This window comes from Paenibacillus sp. JT22N1 (assembly GCF_059692155.1).
Genome location: NZ_JCAUAW010000007.1, coordinates 1 through 18,716 on the forward strand (window position 1 = coordinate 1; position 18,716 = coordinate 18,716).

The 18,716-nt window shown below is 44.4% G+C and carries 15 protein-coding genes; 5 read left to right on the plus strand and 10 right to left on the minus strand.

Annotated features, from left to right (window positions below):
* Nucleotides 1–428: 428 nt before the first annotated feature.
* Nucleotides 429–641: a hypothetical protein gene (locus tag AC58UU_RS15020; RefSeq protein ID WP_497316848.1), complete on the plus strand. Its 213-nt coding sequence runs from the start codon at nucleotides 429–431 to the stop codon at nucleotides 639–641.
* Here the strand turns inward: AC58UU_RS15020 and AC58UU_RS15025 are convergent.
* Nucleotides 609–2,381, minus strand: coding sequence for a methyl-accepting chemotaxis protein (locus AC58UU_RS15025; protein ID WP_497316850.1), 1,773 nt, complete (start codon nucleotides 2,379–2,381; stop codon nucleotides 609–611). The genes AC58UU_RS15020 and AC58UU_RS15025 overlap by 33 nt on opposite strands.
* A 249-nt stretch (nucleotides 2,382–2,630) precedes the next feature.
* Here AC58UU_RS15025 and AC58UU_RS15030 point away from each other — a divergent pair, with 249 nt between their 5' ends.
* A complete protein-coding gene (locus tag AC58UU_RS15030; protein ID WP_497316852.1) occupies nucleotides 2,631–3,566 on the plus strand; it encodes a diacylglycerol/lipid kinase family protein in 936 nt (311 codons plus the stop codon).
* Between the two features lies 1 nt (nucleotide 3,567).
* On the opposite strand, the gene lplT is transcribed toward AC58UU_RS15030, so the two are convergent.
* The 4 genes from lplT to AC58UU_RS15050 all read right to left on the minus strand — a co-directional run bounded on the left by lplT (nucleotide 3,568) and on the right by AC58UU_RS15050 (nucleotide 8,362).
* Nucleotides 3,568–4,737 (minus strand): lysophospholipid transporter LplT, encoded by a 1,170-nt coding sequence (gene lplT, locus AC58UU_RS15035; protein WP_497316854.1) that lies wholly within the window; start codon nucleotides 4,735–4,737, stop codon nucleotides 3,568–3,570.
* Between the two features lie 15 nt (nucleotides 4,738–4,752).
* Nucleotides 4,753–6,912: an AMP-binding protein gene (locus AC58UU_RS15040; RefSeq protein ID WP_497316856.1), complete on the minus strand. Its 2,160-nt coding sequence runs from the start codon at nucleotides 6,910–6,912 to the stop codon at nucleotides 4,753–4,755.
* 293 nt (nucleotides 6,913–7,205) lie between these two features.
* Entirely contained in the window at nucleotides 7,206–7,589 is a 384-nt protein-coding gene (locus AC58UU_RS15045; RefSeq protein ID WP_497316858.1) for a VOC family protein, read from the minus strand.
* Nucleotides 7,590–7,630: 41 nt separating this feature from the next.
* On the minus strand, nucleotides 7,631–8,362 hold the full coding sequence (locus AC58UU_RS15050; protein ID WP_497316860.1) for a glycerophosphodiester phosphodiesterase: 732 nt from the start codon (nucleotides 8,360–8,362) through the stop codon (nucleotides 7,631–7,633).
* A 206-nt stretch (nucleotides 8,363–8,568) separates the two neighbouring features.
* On the opposite strand from AC58UU_RS15050, the gene AC58UU_RS15055 reads away from it, so the two are divergent.
* The 3 genes from AC58UU_RS15055 to AC58UU_RS15065 all read left to right on the plus strand — a co-directional run bounded on the left by AC58UU_RS15055 (nucleotide 8,569) and on the right by AC58UU_RS15065 (nucleotide 11,830).
* Nucleotides 8,569–9,525, plus strand: a complete 957-nt coding sequence (locus AC58UU_RS15055; RefSeq protein WP_497316862.1) for a carbohydrate ABC transporter permease — start codon at nucleotides 8,569–8,571, stop codon at nucleotides 9,523–9,525.
* Nucleotides 9,522–10,343 carry a carbohydrate ABC transporter permease gene (locus tag AC58UU_RS15060; RefSeq protein WP_497316863.1) on the plus strand — a complete coding sequence of 274 codons (822 nt, stop codon included), beginning with the start codon at nucleotides 9,522–9,524 and terminating at the stop codon, nucleotides 10,341–10,343. Before AC58UU_RS15055 ends, AC58UU_RS15060 begins: the two co-directional genes overlap by 4 nt.
* Before the next feature lie 95 nt (nucleotides 10,344–10,438).
* Complete coding sequence (locus tag AC58UU_RS15065) at nucleotides 10,439–11,830, plus strand: ABC transporter substrate-binding protein (RefSeq protein WP_497316865.1); 1,392 nt, start codon at nucleotides 10,439–10,441, stop codon at nucleotides 11,828–11,830.
* A 131-nt stretch (nucleotides 11,831–11,961) separates the two neighbouring features.
* On the opposite strand, the gene AC58UU_RS15070 is transcribed toward AC58UU_RS15065, so the two are convergent.
* The 5 genes from AC58UU_RS15070 to AC58UU_RS15090 form a co-directional block, all read right to left on the minus strand.
* The gene (locus AC58UU_RS15070; protein ID WP_497316867.1) at nucleotides 11,962–13,662 is read right to left on the minus strand and encodes a methyl-accepting chemotaxis protein; all 1,701 of its coding nucleotides are present in this window, start codon (nucleotides 13,660–13,662) and stop codon (nucleotides 11,962–11,964) included.
* Between the two features lie 43 nt (nucleotides 13,663–13,705).
* Nucleotides 13,706–14,563: a protein phosphatase 2C domain-containing protein gene (locus AC58UU_RS15075; protein WP_171644645.1), complete on the minus strand. Its 858-nt coding sequence runs from the start codon at nucleotides 14,561–14,563 to the stop codon at nucleotides 13,706–13,708.
* Nucleotides 14,564–14,604: 41 nt separating this feature from the next.
* Entirely contained in the window at nucleotides 14,605–15,843 is a 1,239-nt protein-coding gene (locus AC58UU_RS15080) for an extracellular solute-binding protein (protein ID WP_497316869.1), read from the minus strand.
* A 100-nt stretch (nucleotides 15,844–15,943) separates the two neighbouring features.
* The gene (locus tag AC58UU_RS15085; RefSeq protein ID WP_497316871.1) at nucleotides 15,944–17,611 is read right to left on the minus strand and encodes an ABC transporter permease; all 1,668 of its coding nucleotides are present in this window, start codon (nucleotides 17,609–17,611) and stop codon (nucleotides 15,944–15,946) included.
* Nucleotides 17,598–18,698, minus strand: coding sequence for an ABC transporter ATP-binding protein (locus AC58UU_RS15090; protein WP_497316873.1), 1,101 nt, complete (start codon nucleotides 18,696–18,698; stop codon nucleotides 17,598–17,600). Before AC58UU_RS15090 ends, AC58UU_RS15085 begins: the two co-directional genes overlap by 14 nt.
* Nucleotides 18,699–18,716: the final 18 nt, after the last annotated feature.

Below are 18,716 nucleotides of genomic sequence, written 5' to 3' on the forward strand. Positions count from 1 at the left end.
AACTCATCCAGAGGATTTGGCCGTATCCACCTACTTTAAGCATGTTTTTCATCACTATGGAGTCACTTTCTCGCACTTCCCTCACTTTAGCGATGAATTTCATCGTCTCAGTAACTCATCCAGAGGATTTGGCCGTATCCACCTACTTTAAGCATGTTTTTCATCACTATGGAGTCACTTTCTCGCACTCCCCTCACTTTAACGATGAATTTCATCGTCTCAGCAACTCATCCAGAGGATTTGGCCGTATCCACCTACTTTAAGCATGTTTTTCATCACTATGGAGTCACTTTCTCGCACTTCCCTCACTTTAGCGATGAATTTCATCGTCTCAGCAACTCATCCAGGGGATTTGGCCGTATCCACCTACTTTAAGCATGTTTTTCATCACTATGGAGTCACTTTCTCGCACTTCCTTCACTTTAGCGATGAAATTCATCGTCTCAGCAACTCATCCAGCAGATTTGGCCGTATCCACCTACTTTAAGCATGTTTTTCATCACTATGAAGTCACTTTCTCGCACTCCCCTCACTTTAACGATGAATACATCCGTTTCCGCGGCGGCCCAAACAAAAAAACCGCAGGCAAACCGCCCGCGGTCATCTTTCTACACCGTAAATTTCTGCAAAGAAATTTGTAATTCCTCGGCAAGTCCTGCCAAGGATTTGGCCGAATTCTCAATTTCCTCGGTCGTCGACATTTGCTGTTGACTGGCAGCCGATGTCTCTTGACTGACGGAAATCCCTGTTTCCGAAACAGCACTCACGATACCCATCACTTGTTCTATGCGTAAATTAGCATCAACAAGTTGGTGAATATTTGTGTTTACGCTCTCCACTTTCGCATTCACTTTCTCAACGGATGATTCGATATGGACGAAGGATTCTTGCGCCTTCCCCGAAATCGATAATCCAACTTCCACTTTGCCTGCTCCTGCATGCATGGAGCTTACAGCGTGATTAATCTGTCTTTGAATCGTGGAAACAAGCTGTGTTATGTTGCGTGCAGACGAAGATGATTGCTCAGCAAGCTTTCGCACTTCTCCTGCTACAACCGCGAACCCGCGACCCGCTTCTCCAGCACGAGCTGCTTCAATAGCAGCATTCAAAGAGAGAAGATTCGTTTGAGTAGAAATTTCGTTGATCACATTGACAATCTCACCGATTTTGTGAGCATTTTTACCTAATGCTTCAATCACATCGTTGACTTCGCGAACAGCATCGGAGATTTCCGTCATTTGACCGGCAATCGAGACAACGGATTGTTTGCCGTTTTGTGCTGCTTGGGTTGCTTGTTCTGCGAGCTCAGCAACCTCTTGGGCTGACTCATCAATGAGCTTCGTACTTGTAAGCATTTGCTGAACAGCCTCGTTCGCTTGATTCACGCCAGCAAACTGCTTATCGAAATCTTCGGATAGCTTCTGGCTGGATGCCGCTACCTGCTTCGCAGCCATGGAGCTTTGCTCCGAACTCGCTAGAAGTTCTTCTGAACTCGCTGAGAGTGTCAACGCATTCTCAGCAATCTGTTTGACTAAGCTGCGCAAGCTTTCGGTCATGACATTAAAGGAGCCTGTTAATTTACCGACCTCATCCTCATAAGGGTAGTCACCTTTTATAGAGAGATCACCGCTCGCCGCTTTCTCCATATGCTCCTGCAGTCTGCGAATTGGCATCGTAATAATCATATTCAAAGCGAGTGCATTTGCCGTCATTACGATGATTGCGATAACAATAGTAAGGATAATGACCCAGTGAGAAGTCTTTGAGTCTGCGCTGCTCGAACGCTGAAATTGTTCAGCTGCAAATTCTTTGAGCAGTACCAATTTGTCCAAAGCCTCAATCGTTTTATCACCTTGAGGTGAAACCTCATTGTTATACACTTGGTAAGCTACTTGATTATTTTGGGTAGCATGTTCAATCGTTCTAACGATAACATCGCGGTACTTCAGATTCAGTTCCTCAAAGCTTTTAAAAGCATCAGTTTCCTCTTGATTTAAAGCAATTCCCTCTAGTTTAGTAACCAACTCTTTATTCTTGGCACTGTTTTCATCTAATTTAACTTTTAATTTGACCTTGTATTTCACATCAGTAGAAAGCATCATCTCTAACAGATTGGCTTCGGTTTCATTAAAATTTGACTTCAATTGATTAATCCATTTGACAGATAGCAGACTTTCCTCGTACATTCTAGTAGAATTACTAGACATTTTATCCATATAATAATAACCCGTAATACCTACAATTAGTAGGAACAAAATAGCGATAGCGTTCATAAGCAGCAGTTTAAAACGTAATTTAAGGTTTCGAAGGATGGACAGGTTAGCTCTCATATTTCTTACGTTCTTCAAGTTACTCGCATTCAAATTCGTTTTGAATTTCAAAGTCTCCCGTTCTCCTCCCGAGTGATAGATCTTGTAGTCTTAGTCTTACTACTTGTCCATTACACTACTAAACCATTTCATTTGCATGATGTAATAAAACCTTACACGAAAGTTTTTTAAATTAACCTATGGTTTATTCTACAAAACAGTGTTCACGAAGTAAAGACAAAATTAGGTAAAAAGTATCATAAATCAAGAAATTACGCATACAATTTATTCCATTTTCATGATAGATCGGAGATAAATGAAATGAAGTTGATCGGAATTATCGTGAATCCTCTTTCGGGGGATGGTAGAGGAGCTAGAATTTGGAGAGAAATAGAGACTTATCTACAGTTAAACCATATTTCACATCTGGTAAAAGTAACGACAAAGGCGGGAGAAGCCACTGAGTACGCCATCACACTTGTTCAAGAGCACCGTGTCGATAAGCTGATCGTGATCGGTGGGGATGGAACGATTCATGAGGCTGCCGGAGGGTTATGGCAATTACAAAATACCGGACTAAACTGTCCACTTGCAGTCATTCCTGCTGGAACAGGTAACGATTTCGCCAAAGCTTATGGCATTCCTACTCAACCTATACAAGCCCTGGAAGCCGCATTATCGGAGACTAAGAAAGTTCAAATTGATCTTCTGCGTACAAGGAACGGAATGATTGCTGTGAATAGCATTGGGACAGGTTTCGATGGCATGGTGGCTAAATTGACAAACGAGGCTGGCTACAAAAAAATTCTCAATCGCATTGGACTCGGTAAGCTGTCCTACTTTATCTCGATCCTAAGAGTGTTCGCCACTTATCAACCTTGCACAGCATGGTTAGAAGTTGACGGCACGGTTCATGAATTGCCAAACATGTGGCTGACAGCTGTCGCCAATATCCCCTTTTACGGTGGCTCCATACAAATATGCCCTGCTGCCTCTCCTCACGACGGCGTAGCCGATATTGTCGTGATTCAAAGCAGAGGGCGATTCCGATTGCTGCCGATTCTTTTCACTGTTTATCAAGGTAAGCATATTCATCATCCCGCTGTTTCTTTCTATAAAGGGACGTCGATTTCACTTCGCTCACAAATTCCTTTACTCGTCCAAGCGGACGGGGAATTCGCCGGATCAACACCGCTCCAAATCGAGATTGTACCTTCTGCATTAACTGTTATCGGGTCACCTCTAAATGAAGGTTAACTTACACGACGATTTTCAAACGTTGACGCTGTATAATCAGGTATCCTACGAAGCCAGCGAGTATAACAGCAATTCCCATGATCGAGATATCAGGTGATAAACCATCCTTGGATATTTGTGTATAAATGCCTACACCTGCGAGCATCATGGAATTTTCGAGGAAATTTTGAACAGCAATTGTTTTGCCTGCCCCCACCATTCCCTGACCTTTATCTTGAAGCACGGTATTCATCGGTACGATAAAAACGCCGCCGCTGAAGCCTACGAGAAGTAGAAGACATATGGTGAGATATAAGTTAGTAATAAGCGGGAACAGCAATATACTGATAATCATGACAATCCCAAATACATAGGAATTATAATATTTGCGTGCCGGAATCAATTTTGGCGTCATGAGTGCGCCAACCATAATACCTATGCCCGTGGCGGCAACGAGCATCGAAATTTGATCGACAGACTGTATGCCTAGATGTGCTGGCACCCATGCAATAATCGCAAGACGGACGACGGAGGAAGTCATCCAGAATGAGCCCGTACCTACCAGAGAAAAGCGAGTCGTGCGATCTTTTAACAAGAGCTTCATATCCGTTAGGAATGCCCTGGCCTCTTTGACGTAGCGTATGCTCGAATTGCCTGAAATTCTAGGAATTTGCAGCGTTAAAAGTAATGAAACTAAGTATAGCGCGAAACAAGCAACAATAGACCCAGAAAGCGAGATTTTCGCCAAAACTCCACCACACACAGAGCCAATGAGAATAGCCATAATCGTATAGCCCTCAATACGTGCATTGGCTCTCAGCAGCTCGCTTTCCGAATGCGTAAGCGAAGGTAGGATACCATATTTGGCCGGTGAATACACCGCGGCTCCTATCCCGACAATTCCGTAGCTGATAGCAGGATCAAGTTTCAGGAACAGGGCAATAATTCCAATGGCTTTGATGGCGTTTCCGACGAGAAGGACCTGGGATTTCGCATTTTTATCTGCAAAGGCCCCAACGAACGGTGCGAAAATAACGAAGGCAATAAGAAAGCAAGCTTGCACAACGCCAATATAATAATCAGGGAATGCCTGTTGTTTAATGATCGCCAAGGTAATGAAGAGAATCATATTATCGGCAAAAGCGGAAAGAAATTGCGTCACATACAGCGTCTGAAGTGGATTCATTTTCATAACTTTTCGCTCCCTTTAGGTTTCGTGATTATCCTTCAAAGCCGATCGCTTGATCGTCACATAGTCTACTTTCCCACTTCCTAGAAGCGGCAATTTTTCTGCATAACGAAGCTCCGAAGGCATGTAGAAGGAGGGATGACCCTGCTGTTTCAACGACTCTCTGATTTGCTGAAGTTGGACACCGGGGATATTATGATAGACAACAATTCGCTCCCCTTTACGCATATCTGGCACACTAACCGCTGCGCATATCGCTTCTGGCGGCAAGCTTGCAGTCACAAGCTCCTCCACCATCGGCAGTGACACTTTCTCCCCACCAATTTTGGCAAATGACTGCAACCTTGCTTGAATCGAGATATACCCTTGATCATCCATTTGAACAACATCTCCGCAGCTATACCACTCTGGGCAAGGGACGAAGCCTTGACCATGAATGAGATAACCTTTCATCACATTCGGCCCCTTCACCAACAAGTTACCGCCAAGCTCAATTCCTTCCACTTTTTCCAAACGGTAATCCATACCTGGCAGCATTCGCCCCACTGTACCCTTCTTTGCGTACATGGGTGTGTTAAGCGAAATGACGGGCGCTGTCTCCGTTGTCCCATACCCCTCCAGAATACGAATCCCGAATTTATCAGACCAGGTTTGACGGACCTCCTCCTTCAACTTCTCAGCACCAGCCACGACATATTTCAGCGAGTGGGCAAAATCATACGGATGCGCGGTTCTCGCATAAGCCGATAAAAAAGTTGAAGTTCCAAACAGAATCGTAATATTGCGATCGTAGACTAGCTCCGGAATGACTTTATAATGTAAGGGATTAGGGTAAAGCACCACTTTCATACCGGAAAGGATGGGCAGCATCGTTCCAGCGGTTAATCCAAAGGAATGAAACATCGGCATCGCGCCAAGCACAATATCCGACCCGTTAAAGGCAATTACAGCCTTAGCCTGCTGAATATTAGCAAATACATTGCGGTGTGTAAGGACGACCCCCTTCGGTTTACTCTCACTACCTGATGTAAAAAGAACAACCTCGTTCTTTCCTGAGCCAACAGGTCCGTGAACTTTCCGTATATAGTGAAAAATACCCACACATTTATGTTTAAAAGTGATACTTTGTTTAACATCTTCGAGAAAAACAATCTTGAAAGCGCCGCTAGCGGTATCGATAAAATCGGTAAGTCCCGCTTTGTCGATGAACGCTTTTGACGTAATAATCGTCTTCACCGCGGCTGTTTCGCAAGCATCCAACATCGTCTGCTTACCAGCCGAATAATTCAATACCGCCGGTGTTACTCCTAATCGGAATAATGAAAACAAGGTGACCACATGTGCAGCAGCATTAGGCAGCAAAACTGCAGCACGGTTCTGTTCCTTAAGAAGCTGCTTTAGAACCCCCGCCATCGTATACGTTGTGAGCAGTAATTTGCGGTATGTTAAAGCGGAATCACTTATGATGTCTTCACAAATAACCGTAGAGATGCCATGAAGTTTGGCAGCTATCAGCATCTCATTGAATAAATTAAGCTCAGGCTTCATTCGACTTTCCAGCAAATGATTCTGCATTCGACTGCGAATGATATCCGTTGCCCGCTCCTTCTGAATGCGCCTCGAGATATGTTCACTCATAGGCACTTGAAAAGCTTCACCAAACGTAATGCTCACTGCCGGAAACCAGAACTGCTTCAATTTGCCGCGAAGATAAGATAATTTCGAATGCTCAAGTCCATTAATCGCAATTGGCAGCATTCGTGCCTGTGATCTCAGTGCAATGTAACCAATCCCGCCATACACCTTCATCATGCCCCCGGTTGTTGTGATTCGCCCTTCTGGAAAAACAACAAGCGGTGTTCCGTTTTGCACGGTTTTCAGCATCTTTCGCACGGAGTAGGGGTTCAACGGATCTACCGAGATATGCGTCCGAAAAAGGAGCAGCCAAGCAAAACGCTTTGCAATCCTTGTGTTTACAACAAATGCCACTTCCTTCGGCAGAATCAGAGCTAAAAGCACAGCATCCAGCAATGATACGTGATTAGGAATAAGCACCGTTTTCTCCGTCAAATTGAGCCGCTCCATCCCCCTAACTTTAACCTTAAAGCTTGTCATCAAGACTGGACGCAATAGGGGAAGCAACAGCTTTAACAGAGCAACAAACAACCATTTGATCATTGGGACTCCTCCTAAGAGCTTTGCTTTAGCAAAGCTATCTTCGTAAGCATCGGCTGAGCTTTGCTTTAGCAAAGCTATCTTCGTAAGCATCGACTGAGCTTTGCTTTAGCTAAACTGGATTCGTACGCATAAGCTTTTGGGCTTCTATTAATACCTGATCATAATTCCATTGTATGCATTTGCCTGGAATCTGATAGTACTAACTTTGCGTAGTACCCGCTCTTGGAGGATTTATTTTCAATTAAAAAAAAGACCCCTGCATCCAACTGCATAGGTCTCTCTCTAAAAACATTTTAATTTCCATTAGGGACGTCACTGGTAATTGCCAAGGTATTTCCCTCTGTATCCTGGAAGAAAGCCATCCAAATATCGAAGCTGCCCATACTAGCTACCACATGCGGCTCACTAATAAAGGATACACCTCGTTCTAGAAAAGCCTCATAGACCTGCTTAATGTCCCCAACCTTATAGTAAATGACAGAGCCAGGATGATTAAATTCAGGTTTTTCTGGAAGGCTTATCATCAATCGAATACCATTACAATCAAAAAAAGCCATTTGAGAAGCTTGAAACAAAAACTTCATGCCTAATGTGTCGCGGTAAAAAGCGACGGCTCTTGGAATGTCAGCTGCATTTACTGAAATTTGCCCAATTTGAGTTAAGCTGTTTTCGGTCATACGTTTCCCCTTCCAAACTATGATACCCATATTCTACCATACTACAGGTTTAATAGCTCCCTAAGTCTAGCTGGGTAATCGGTAATTATGCCTGAAACACCGGAAGCAATCATCCTATGATAATCGGCCAAGTCATTTACCGTATAAGGATAAACAGCAAGCCCAGAGGATACTGCCGCAGCAACATCTTCTTGTTCTATGAAGTGGTGATGAGGATGCAACGAAAACACGTCTACACCCATTTGCTCTGCATAAGCAGTATGATCAATAAGGTTTGCAGCGTACAACAAACCAACCTTCGCCTCAGGCTCGGCCTGCTTAATTCGGCGAATCACCTTGTGATCGAAAGAAGAAATGACCACATCTTCCATTCTGCTGCTTTCACGCAAAAATGCTAGAAGCGCATTCTCCATCCGTCCTTCATAAGCATGCTTCACTTCCACATTGATGAAGAACCCTCGAGGCAATAAATCGAATACTTCAAGCAAAAGTGGTAACCGTTCCCCCGTGAACGCCTCTGAGAACCAAGACCCAGCATCCAACGACTTCAACTCACTCCAACTGTGTTCGCAAATAAGTCCGGAGCCATTCGTCGTTCGATCGAGCGTAGCATCATGACAGACGACAATCTCTCCGTCTTTCGTTATATGTACATCTAGCTCAATGCCTTCTGCCCCTTGCTCCATAGCTAATGCAAAAGAAGCTAACGTATTTTCCGGTGCTTCCCCTGCCGCTCCGCGATGTCCAATTACAATCGGTTTATGTTTGTTCATTGATAACACTCCCAACGTATAAGCTTCTACTATGCTCAAATTATAGATGAAATGACTCGCTCTTGCCCAGTATTTATTCGTAAAGGTTACGTAAATATGTTGGGAAAATACACAATAAGTTAATCTCTATTTAACACGGGTCAAATAAAGCATCGTTAAGCTAATAACATAGTAATAGTCTAATAATGTTCGTGAAGGAGCACCACATGAATACGATGGATAGAGATTTACCGCTTTCAACAACTAAGCCAAAAGCAAAAGTGGGACAACCTCCCCGTGCGCTTATCAATCAAAAATTGGCGGAAACGCTGCTTGGTTATGTTTTCTTACTCCCTTCGATTTTGCTGTTTGCTATCTTTCTTTTTTACCCCCTGATTCAAACCTTTTATCTGAGCTTACACGAGACGGATCCGCGAGGCAGAGTTGCTTCTTACGTCGGTTTCGATAATTTCATTGCTATCTTCACTTCCGAGCGATTTTATAAAAGTTTGGAAGTCACAGGCCTTTTTACACTTCTTACGGTGCCAACTGGCATTGCTCTTGCGCTTTTACTCGCTGCACTTACACACAATCACTTGAAGGGCATGCGAATCTTTCAATTCATCTTCTCGCTGCCCGTTGTTCTATCCGTAGGAACCTCTGCGGTGATCTGGATGATGCTATTTCACCCGAGTGTCGGGATGTTGAATTACTTACTGAGCATGGTTGGCTTAGAGCCGGTAGCTTGGTTAACAGATCCAAGATGGGCACTGCTTTCCGTCTCGATGATGACAGTCTGGATGAATCTCGGCTTTACTTACATCGTTCTTCTCAGTGGCCTACAAGGAATTCCAGAAGAAATCTATGATAGCGCCAAAATCGACGGATCAGGTCCATTCCGTACCTTTATCCAAATCGTATTCCCCTTGCTTTCACCGACGGTGTTCTTCGTCACCATTGTGTCGATCATTGGTGCTTTTCAGTCCTTCGGACAGATTCACATTTTGACCAAAGGCGGACCTGTTAATTCCACAGATGTCCTTGTATACAGCTTGTATCAGGATGCATTCATTAACTTCCGATTCGGGACTGGTAGTGCTCAAGCCCTTGTCCTGTTCACCATCATCCTTATTTTCACCGTTATACAATTTAAAGTTTTTGAAAGGAATGTGCACTATCAATGACCCATCGATTACAAAATACCTTCGTGTATGTACTGCTTGTCGTATTCGCTGCACTCGTTCTGTATCCTATTTTCTATACGTTTACCGCAGCATTCATGACACCGGAGGAAGCATCGGCCTATCCGCCCCGCTTCTGGCCGAGCAGCTTGTATATCGGCAGTATAGTCGCCGTGTTCCAATTAGTCCCCATCGGCAAATTTATAACCAACAGCTTGGTCGTCTCGATTATCATTACAGCTGGACAGCTCATTACATCCAGCATGGCCGCTTACGCCTTTGCTAACATTCGTTTCAAGGGTAAAGCTATCTTCTTCGCGATATTCATGGCCACCATGATGATTCCATGGGAAGTCACCATCATTCCCAACTATTTGACGGTCAAAAAGTGGGACTGGCTCGATAGCATTCAGGGCTTAACCGTTCCATTCCTGGCGACTGCTTTCGGCACCTTCCTGCTGCGCCAATTTTTCTTACAGCTGCCTAAAGAACTGTTCGAAGCAGCTCGAATTGATGGCTGTGGGCACTTCCGCTGCTTTTTCCGAATTGTACTGCCCCTAGGCCGCCCGGCACTTGCAACGCTAGCCGTCTATGCGTTCCTAAACTCGTGGAACATGTATTTATGGCCACTTCTTATTACGAACAGCGAGGAGATGCGAACGGTTCAGATTGGCATCGCCATGCTTCAATTCGAAGAATTAACCGTTTGGAATTTGGTCCTAGCAGGCGTAACTATCGTCTTACTGCCTTCACTGTTGCTTTTAGTACTCGGGTTGAAGCAGCTAGTTCGAGGGCTTACTGCTGGTGCTGTCAAAGGCTAGTCCCCATGTGTGATGGCTGCTCTGTTCAGCAATAAGCTGACCCAGATTTCCATAAATAAAAATAAAAGAAACCAAAAGGGAGAGAAACAAAAAAAATGAAGACATTGAAAATGAGAAGTTCAGCTATCGCAATAACAGCACTCATGGTGCTATTAACTAGCGCATGCGGCAAGGCTGAAACGACGACATCTGGCAGTACTGCAGATACCAAATCATCCGCTTCTCCTGCTGCCGCAGAAACGAAAAAATCAGCTGAACCAGTTAAGGTCATCTGGTGGCACTCGATGAGCGGTGAGCTCGGCAAAGCTGTAGATAAACTTGTAACAGACTTCAACTCTTCCCAGAAAGATGTTCAAGTTGAAGCTGTTTTTCAAGGCACATACGATGAAAGCTTAAATAAAATGAAAGCTTCGATGGATAGCAAAAGCGGTCCTTCTCTTATTCAAGTATACGAAATCGGCTCCCGATTCATGATCGACTCCAAGGCTATTACGCCAGTCCAAAAGTATGTCGATGCTGATAAATTCGACCTCTCCCAACTGGAAGATAATATTCTGAATTACTATAAATTCGATGGCAAACTGTATTCCATGCCTTTCAACACATCGAATCCGATTCTCTATTACAACAAAGACATGTTTAAAGCTGCCGGTCTAGATCCTGAAAAGCCGCCAACAACCTTTGAAGACGTCGCCAAGGCTTCTCAAGCATTAAGCAAAGACGGTAAAGCAGGTGCATCCTTCGCCATCTACGGATGGTTCATGGAGCAATTCTTTGCTGGACAAGGTGCCGAATACCTTAACAATGGCAACGGTCGTACGACCGCAGCTTCGGAATCCATGGTCAATAGTGAATCGGGCGTGAAGACTTTGACTTGGTGGAAGCAAATGGTCGACAGTAAAACAGCTACTAACCTAGGTCGCAAGACAGACGATACGAAGAAAGCGTTCTTGGCTGGCCAAGTGGCTATGACTTTAGATTCCACAGCCTCACTACGCGGGATCGTGAGCGGTGCTGACGGTAAATTCCAAGTCGGAACCAGCACCCTGCCTAAACCAGCTGATGCGAAGGATGGCGGTGTTGTTGTCGGTGGTGCAAGTCTCTACATCTTAAACAACAAATCCGAAGCTGAGCAAAAAGGTGCATGGGAGTTCATTAAATTCCTGACAAACCCACAAACACAAGCTTGGTGGCACGTCAACACTGGCTACTTCCCAATTACAAAGAAAGCCTACGACGAGCAGCTGGTGAAGGATAACCTTGCCAAATATCCGCAATTCCAAACCGCAATTGATCAACTGCACAATACAAAAGCAAATAAAGCCACACAAGGTGCAGTAATGGGTGTCTTCCCAGAAGCACGTCAGCTTGTAGAAACGGCAATCGAAGAAGCTCTTACAGGTAAGAAAGCTCCGAAAGAAGCGCTGGACGCTGCTGCGAAGAGCATCACGGAGAAAATTGCCGCTTACAACAAGACAGTAAAGTAACTTGCAAACAACCAGCAGAAAAAGCAATTAAGTAGATAACTGGCGTCGGAACTACATCGACGTCAGTTTTTTCGTATAAAAAAAGACCTAACTTTTAACAGTTAGATCTTAGACACTTTTAGCACAAGTAATTACAGCTTGAACTTGAGGATTAAGTGCTGCAAACTTTCAGCCATACCAGACAGATGCGAGGCAGATGAGGAAATACCTTCCATGGAAAGGAACTGCAGATCAGATGCGTTGGCTACAGCCTGGGTGTTATCGTTAGCATTTCTAGCAATGGATGCAGTGGAGATAATAGATGCAGTAATTTGCTCGGATGAGGCGGCCATTTGCTCTGAGATTGCTGAAACCTCTTGAATTTCGTTGTTGATATGCTGAATGGAATCGAGTATAGAGCCGAACTTTTCACTAGTCGTTTCAGCCACAGAGATACCTATCGTAACTTCACGAGTAACGGATTGTATGGCTTCTACAGCATGCCTTGTTTCTGATTGAATTTCATGGATTAACGCTGCAATTTCGTTAGCGGATGAACTGGATTGTGCAGATAATTTTTTCACTTCATTCGCAACGACCGCAAACCCTCTTCCTCCTGCACCCGCTCTTGCTGCTTCGATGGAGGCATTCAGTGCCAATAAGTTCGTCTGGGTTGCAATGTCAGATATCATCGATACAATCGCGCCAATTTCCTCTGATCGCTGCCCTAGCCGCCCAACAAATTCTGCCGTTGTGGTTGCTGAATCTTGAATGAATCCCATTTGAGTAACGACTTGTCGGATAGCTTCATTTCCTTGCTCAGCCTGTGTCGAGGTTTCAACGGACTTTTCAGAAACGACGGAAGACGTTTCTGCAATTCGCCCGATTCCTATTGCCATTTCTTCCATCGCCTTAGCTGCTTCTTCCGTACTGATGAGCTGATCAGCGGCCCCTCCAGCAACTTCTTGAACGGCGGTGGCAACTTGTCTCGAAGAGGCAGCTGTTTGATTAGCACTTACTGCAAGCTCTTCGGATAAAGCAGCGACCTGAGCGGAAGTTGTTGACGTTTGCAGCAGAGTTTCCCTCAAATGAACGACCATGTCGTTTGCTGCCTTGGCCAATTGCCCCAGCTCGTCCTTGCTTCTTACTTTTAAAGGCTGGACATCTAGTTCCCCTTTGGCTACTTGAACGATATGGGAAGTAACCTTATGTAAGGTTTTGGAAACTAGCAGATGAACGCTCACAACGACTGCTGCCGCTGTAAGCAAGCTAAAGATCAACAATAAGGTCAGCCCCGTCTTCGCTGAAGAGAAGGCGCCGATTGCTTCATTCGTTGCATGGACAGCCTCGCTGTCGTTGTATATTTTCATTTTGTCAAAGATAGCCTGTATCGTCACATTCAACTCTTCCGCTTGTGCAAGCAATTGCGCAGCCTTGGCGCCATTTTTAGCTTGACTTGCTTCTAAAGTCTGTTTATTGACGTCTTTAAATTCGTTCCACTTGCCTTTAAATTCATCCAGATTTTTGCGATCTTCCTCTATAACAGCCTTTTTTTCATACTCGGCCAATGTCTGATCGATTTTTCGGTATACGAGAGAAATACTGCTTTCCTGTCTATCTTTACCGGTCTTAAGCGTTTCATCTAGATGCATGACGGTCAACCGCATGACATGCTCCACCTCGAAATTCAACTCATTGATTAACTCTACACCGGGCAAGGAGACAGCCGTTATGGAATCAATCCGTTCCTTCATGATATTCATTCGATTGATTGAAAATAGAGCCATGATAAGCATTAACACAAAAATGATGGCAATCCCGAGCATGATTTTTTTTCCGACAGATAATCTCATATATCAACTACCTTCTATTCATTAAATAAAATGGCTGCTCACTCTATTCAAATTGAATCCATATCCCTGTCTTATCATCCGACACCTTGAAACGAGGGTAACGCAGGCAATCCTTATCATCTAATTCAAGATTGAACAACCAATCCGCATAACCGGCTAATGTGCTATTTGTAATAGAAGTAGTTAACTCCTGAATGACGTCAATCGGCTCGCCACCGCGTTCTGTATGCGGGAAAAGACCGTCAGTAACAAGCAGCAATGACTTCAACTGAATACGGTTGATTCTACCGTATTCGATGAATTCGGCTAGATGAGGTTCACCGCTCATCACAGAGTAGCCGGCCATCGTATTCATCTTCGATTTATTTTGCAAAATGATCGGTTTAACGAGTTCCCAAAGGTCCTCTCGCTTCACAATGCCATTCTCGATGCCTTGCTCCCAAATGTGTTTGGATTCAAGATCAATATGCGCGACCTGATCACGCGATATCGTCCGAAGCGACCCGTCCTGATAAACAGCCACGATCATACAATCTCCAACCTGTGCATAATCGATATAGTTATCCTCAATTCGGATGAGCGCGAGCGAACTCGTCCACAAAGCACCTTTATCCGATGTATGGATCCCGGCTGCTTCCATTTTCTCCCTCAACCGGATATTAGCTTGAACAACCAGCTGCTTGAGATCCAAATCAGCGACATCCTCCGCTTGAAGCGACTCCAAATACTGTTTGATCACTTGTGAGGCCAAGTACCCCCCCGTTTCGTTGTTAGGACCACGAAAGGGATGCAGAGAAGTTGCACCGTCCAGTACCCCAAATAAATGTAACTGTTCATTGTCAACGAGTGCATCTTCATTCCATTCACCGCTACCCGGTAAGGATATTTTTTCTACATGCATAGTTGTACGCCACCTTCATCTCATGTCTGTATATTCTTCGTCTATTTGCGAAGCCAAGTCTCGTATTCATCCTCAAAATGCTTTTCCTTCGTATCGTTTGATTCTTGTTCTAATTGCTCCAGTATGGATTGGGTGTAGCTCCACCGTTCGAAGTCCGTCTTTGCGGGCCTCTTTGCCGAGAACATACGCACCGAATCAAGAATCATCTTTTGACTCGCATTCCATTGTCCTTCTTCTTGCAGCTTTAGTAGAACATCGGACCGCGAAGGAATTAAACCATGGCTGCGCCATAAAGCATTTTGCGTGTTCTCATGGATCATATAGGAAATAAAGCTGTTAGCCGCCTTCACTTTGGTTGCTGTTGAATTTAAAACAATCATCCCATCGATGCTAGGCACAATTCCCCGTTGTTCCAGCCCAGGTAACAACTGGGCATTATATTGGAACTTACCTCCAATATATCGTTCAACAGTCATCAGCTCTTCAGAAGTACTCAGGAATAAACCGATTTTTCCATTAATAAAATCACTCGCAGCCCGACGGTGAGTGAGCGGCTTCATAATTTGCAAACTATGAACCCACTCTCCCCACATGGATATAGCGGAATCGAACTTACCATATTCCTCGGTTTCGCCATGGTTATCCTTTACGTTTAAGCTCTCTAGATACCAAGGCAATTCCTTGTCGATGGTAATTCCCCAATGCCCCTTGATACCTCCGTCGTTCCCAACCAAGTTTGTTTCCATTGCAGCATTCGACACTTCATCCCATCCGGTAAACGAGCCCTTTTGAGAGTTCTTTAACAGTTCCTCCCGGTAATAAAGCATCGGTATGCTCCCACCGATCGGCACCGCCCAATCCAGATCCGAATAATGGAAAGGCTCGGTAAATGTAGACTGCAGCTTCTTCCATTCCGGTATGGTTAGATTATCTACGGGAAGCACCGCTCCGGCATCCACTAGCTGGGCAATCCCATAATAACTTTTAATTTCAGCGATCTGTGGCGCCGCATTAGCGGATATAGCTGCCATCAACTCGGTAAATAAATGATCACTCGAGCGGAAGTATCTCACATCTACATCAATATTCGGATAAGTTTGATGAAACTCATTAATAGAGTTTTCCAAGCCTTGACTGTAAACCCAGATGGATAGAGCCGTTCCACGAACAGATTCTCCGCTTGTAGTAGTCGATTTCTTATTATTAAACATATAAGAGGTTGCAATTATAAGGATCAGTTGTAACGCTATGCCCCAAATTATCCATCTATTTAGCTTCATGGTTCCTCCCGGTAAGCTCATCATGACAATCTTTTTCATTGTAGCACGACAAGTTTCCGAAATCATGAGCCTTAATGAAAGACACTTCTCACACAAGCCGTTACAACTGCAGCCCCTTCTTGCTAAGCTTATTAGCTATGATCAAGGAAATTAACGTGGTGAGGGACAGGATCGACGCTAGAGCTGCACCTGTACCGTAGTTAGCTGTAAATACTTCGCTGTAGATCGTCACGGTAATGGTTGCTGTCGCCCCGTAATAAAGAACAATCGTAGAGCTTAATTCATTAATGGTTGTGACCCAACTCAGAATGGCTCCGGACAAAACGCCGGGTGCCATTAAACGTCCCGTTGTCTTGAAGAATGTCTTCATCGGTGGAACGCCAAGGCTGATTGAAGCTTCTTCTACGCTGCGATCCAATTGATACAAGATCGCCGTACTAGAACGAATCGTGTATGGCAGCTTACGCACCACGTATGCGATGACCAGAATGACCCATGTCCCCGTTAGCACTACAGGAGGCTTATTAAAAGCAATAATCATACTGATCCCCAGAACAGTTCCTGGCATGACATAAGGTATCATGATCAAGGAATCGAGCATCGCCGTCAACTTCGATTTCCTGCGCACCAACACATAGGCTACGAGCATCCCCATTACGACCATGATCACGATGGATATTAAGGAGTAGGTATACGTATTCAAGATCGCCTTTGGTACGCGGAACAAAATTTCTTTATAACTATCTAAACTAAATCCATTTTGAAATACCGGTCCCTTTGTTTTGATGAAGGAGGTCACAATGACCGTCGCCTGAGGAATAATCGATACACATGCGACCAACAAAGCAAAGCCAGTAAACAGCCATTTCTTCAGCGGCCCAAGTATTTCTACTTTCGGTGTACGCATACCTGTCATCGTATAATTTTTGCGGGAGACAAAGTATCTTTGAAGAAACAAAATACTCGTAGAACAAATGATAAGGATCACGCTTAACGTACTAGCCATGGCTGGGTTTCCACCCATCTCACTGATGAACTGCTCATAAGCTAAGATTGGCAATACCTTGAAACCTTGGCCCAGCAGCATCGGCGTACCAAAATCTGCAAACGACGCCATAAATACCATCAATGCACCAGCTGAAAGTGTAGGAAAAATCAACGGGATCGTAACCGTACGCAACCTGTGAAAGCTTGAACGTCCCAAGCTTTCTGCCGCCTCTTCGAGCGAAGTGTCAATCGTTTTCAGTGCACCAGAAACATATAAGTAAATATGCGGATAGAACTGAAGTGTAAAGACGAACACAATGCCCTTCCATCCATATATAGAGGAAAATGGAATCCCAATATCATGCAGGAAGCGTGTTAGAAAGCCGTTATTCCCTAACATCAAAATCCAAGAATACGCTCCGATAAATGGAGGGGAAAGTAGGGACATAATAACAAGAATTTGAATAATGCCTTTAAATTTCACATTGTAGCGAGTAGTGATATACGCGAGAGGAACACCTATTAGGATAGAGAACACAGTAGTAAGTACGGATACCTTCAAACTGTTCCATAGCGCACTGTAATAATACTTCAGCTTGATGAAATTGGCGTAATTGGCTAATGAGAACATCCCTTGGTCATTAAAAAAACTGTTGAACAGCAAGGAGAACAAAGGGTAAACGATAAAAGCGAGTAGAAAGAGATACACAAACAATGTCACCCAAGACCAGAAGTCCCATTGTTTGAAGGAGAACCACCGGCCTCTCTTAACGGCTTGCACGGTAGACCGCCTCCTTGCCGCTTTCATCAAACATCGTTGCTTTATCTAGCTGTAAATTCACATAAACAACCTGTTTCACCTTACGCAGCTGATGGGGTTCTACAGCATGCTCTTGAACGTCGATCACAAAACCATTTGGAAGCTCGATTAAATAGCTTACTTTCTCGCCAAGGAAAGTAACGGACTCGACCGTACCTCGAATCAAATTCTCGCCTGTGTTCTCGGATTCAAGCCGAATACGTTCGGGACGCAGAGAGAAAAGCGATTTTCCTTCGTACGGCTTCAAGAGAGGCAACCGGAAGGTCGTTCCAAGCAGTTGAATCTCCGCTTCGTTTTGATCGCTTTTACTGCCGCGGCTCTCGGCCTCAATAAAGTTCGATGTACCAATGAAGTTTGCTACAAATTGGTTAGCCGGATAGGCATAAATGTCCTCAGGAGGAGCAATTTGTTGAATGATACCTTCACTCATTACGGCAATGCGGTCGGAAACAGCCAGAGCTTCTTCCTGATCATGCGTTACGTAAATCGTTGTAATGTTCAGTTCCTTTTGCAGTCTCCGGATGTCCGATCTCATCTTGATGCGTAATTTGGCGTCAAGGTTGGACAAAGGCTCGTCCATTAACAGCAAGCCTGGACGAATAACGATAGCCCGTGCCAATGCAATACGCTGCTGCTGACCGCCGCTCATATTAGAAGGAACACGATCTCGCAAGTGCTGCAGCTGAACCATCTCCAACGCTTCCATTACGCGCTGTTCCGTTTCTTTCTTATTCACATTCCGAGCCTTTAATCCATAAGCTACATTTTCAAACACGGTCATATGCGGAAAAATCGCATAGTTTTGAAAAACCATCCCAATGTTTCTTTCATGCGTCGGCACATCATTTATCTTACGATCGCCGAAGTAAATATCGCCTTCTTCTTGACGGTAGAAGCCCGCAATTGTCCGCAGCAGCGTTGTTTTTCCGCATCCACTTGGTCCAAGTAAGGTGAAGAATTCCCCTTCTTGGATTGTTAAATGAGCATCATTGACCGCCTTGGCGGTTCCGAAATATTTGGTCACGTGGTCAAAGACGATTTTTTGCATGTTATTTACCTCCGATGT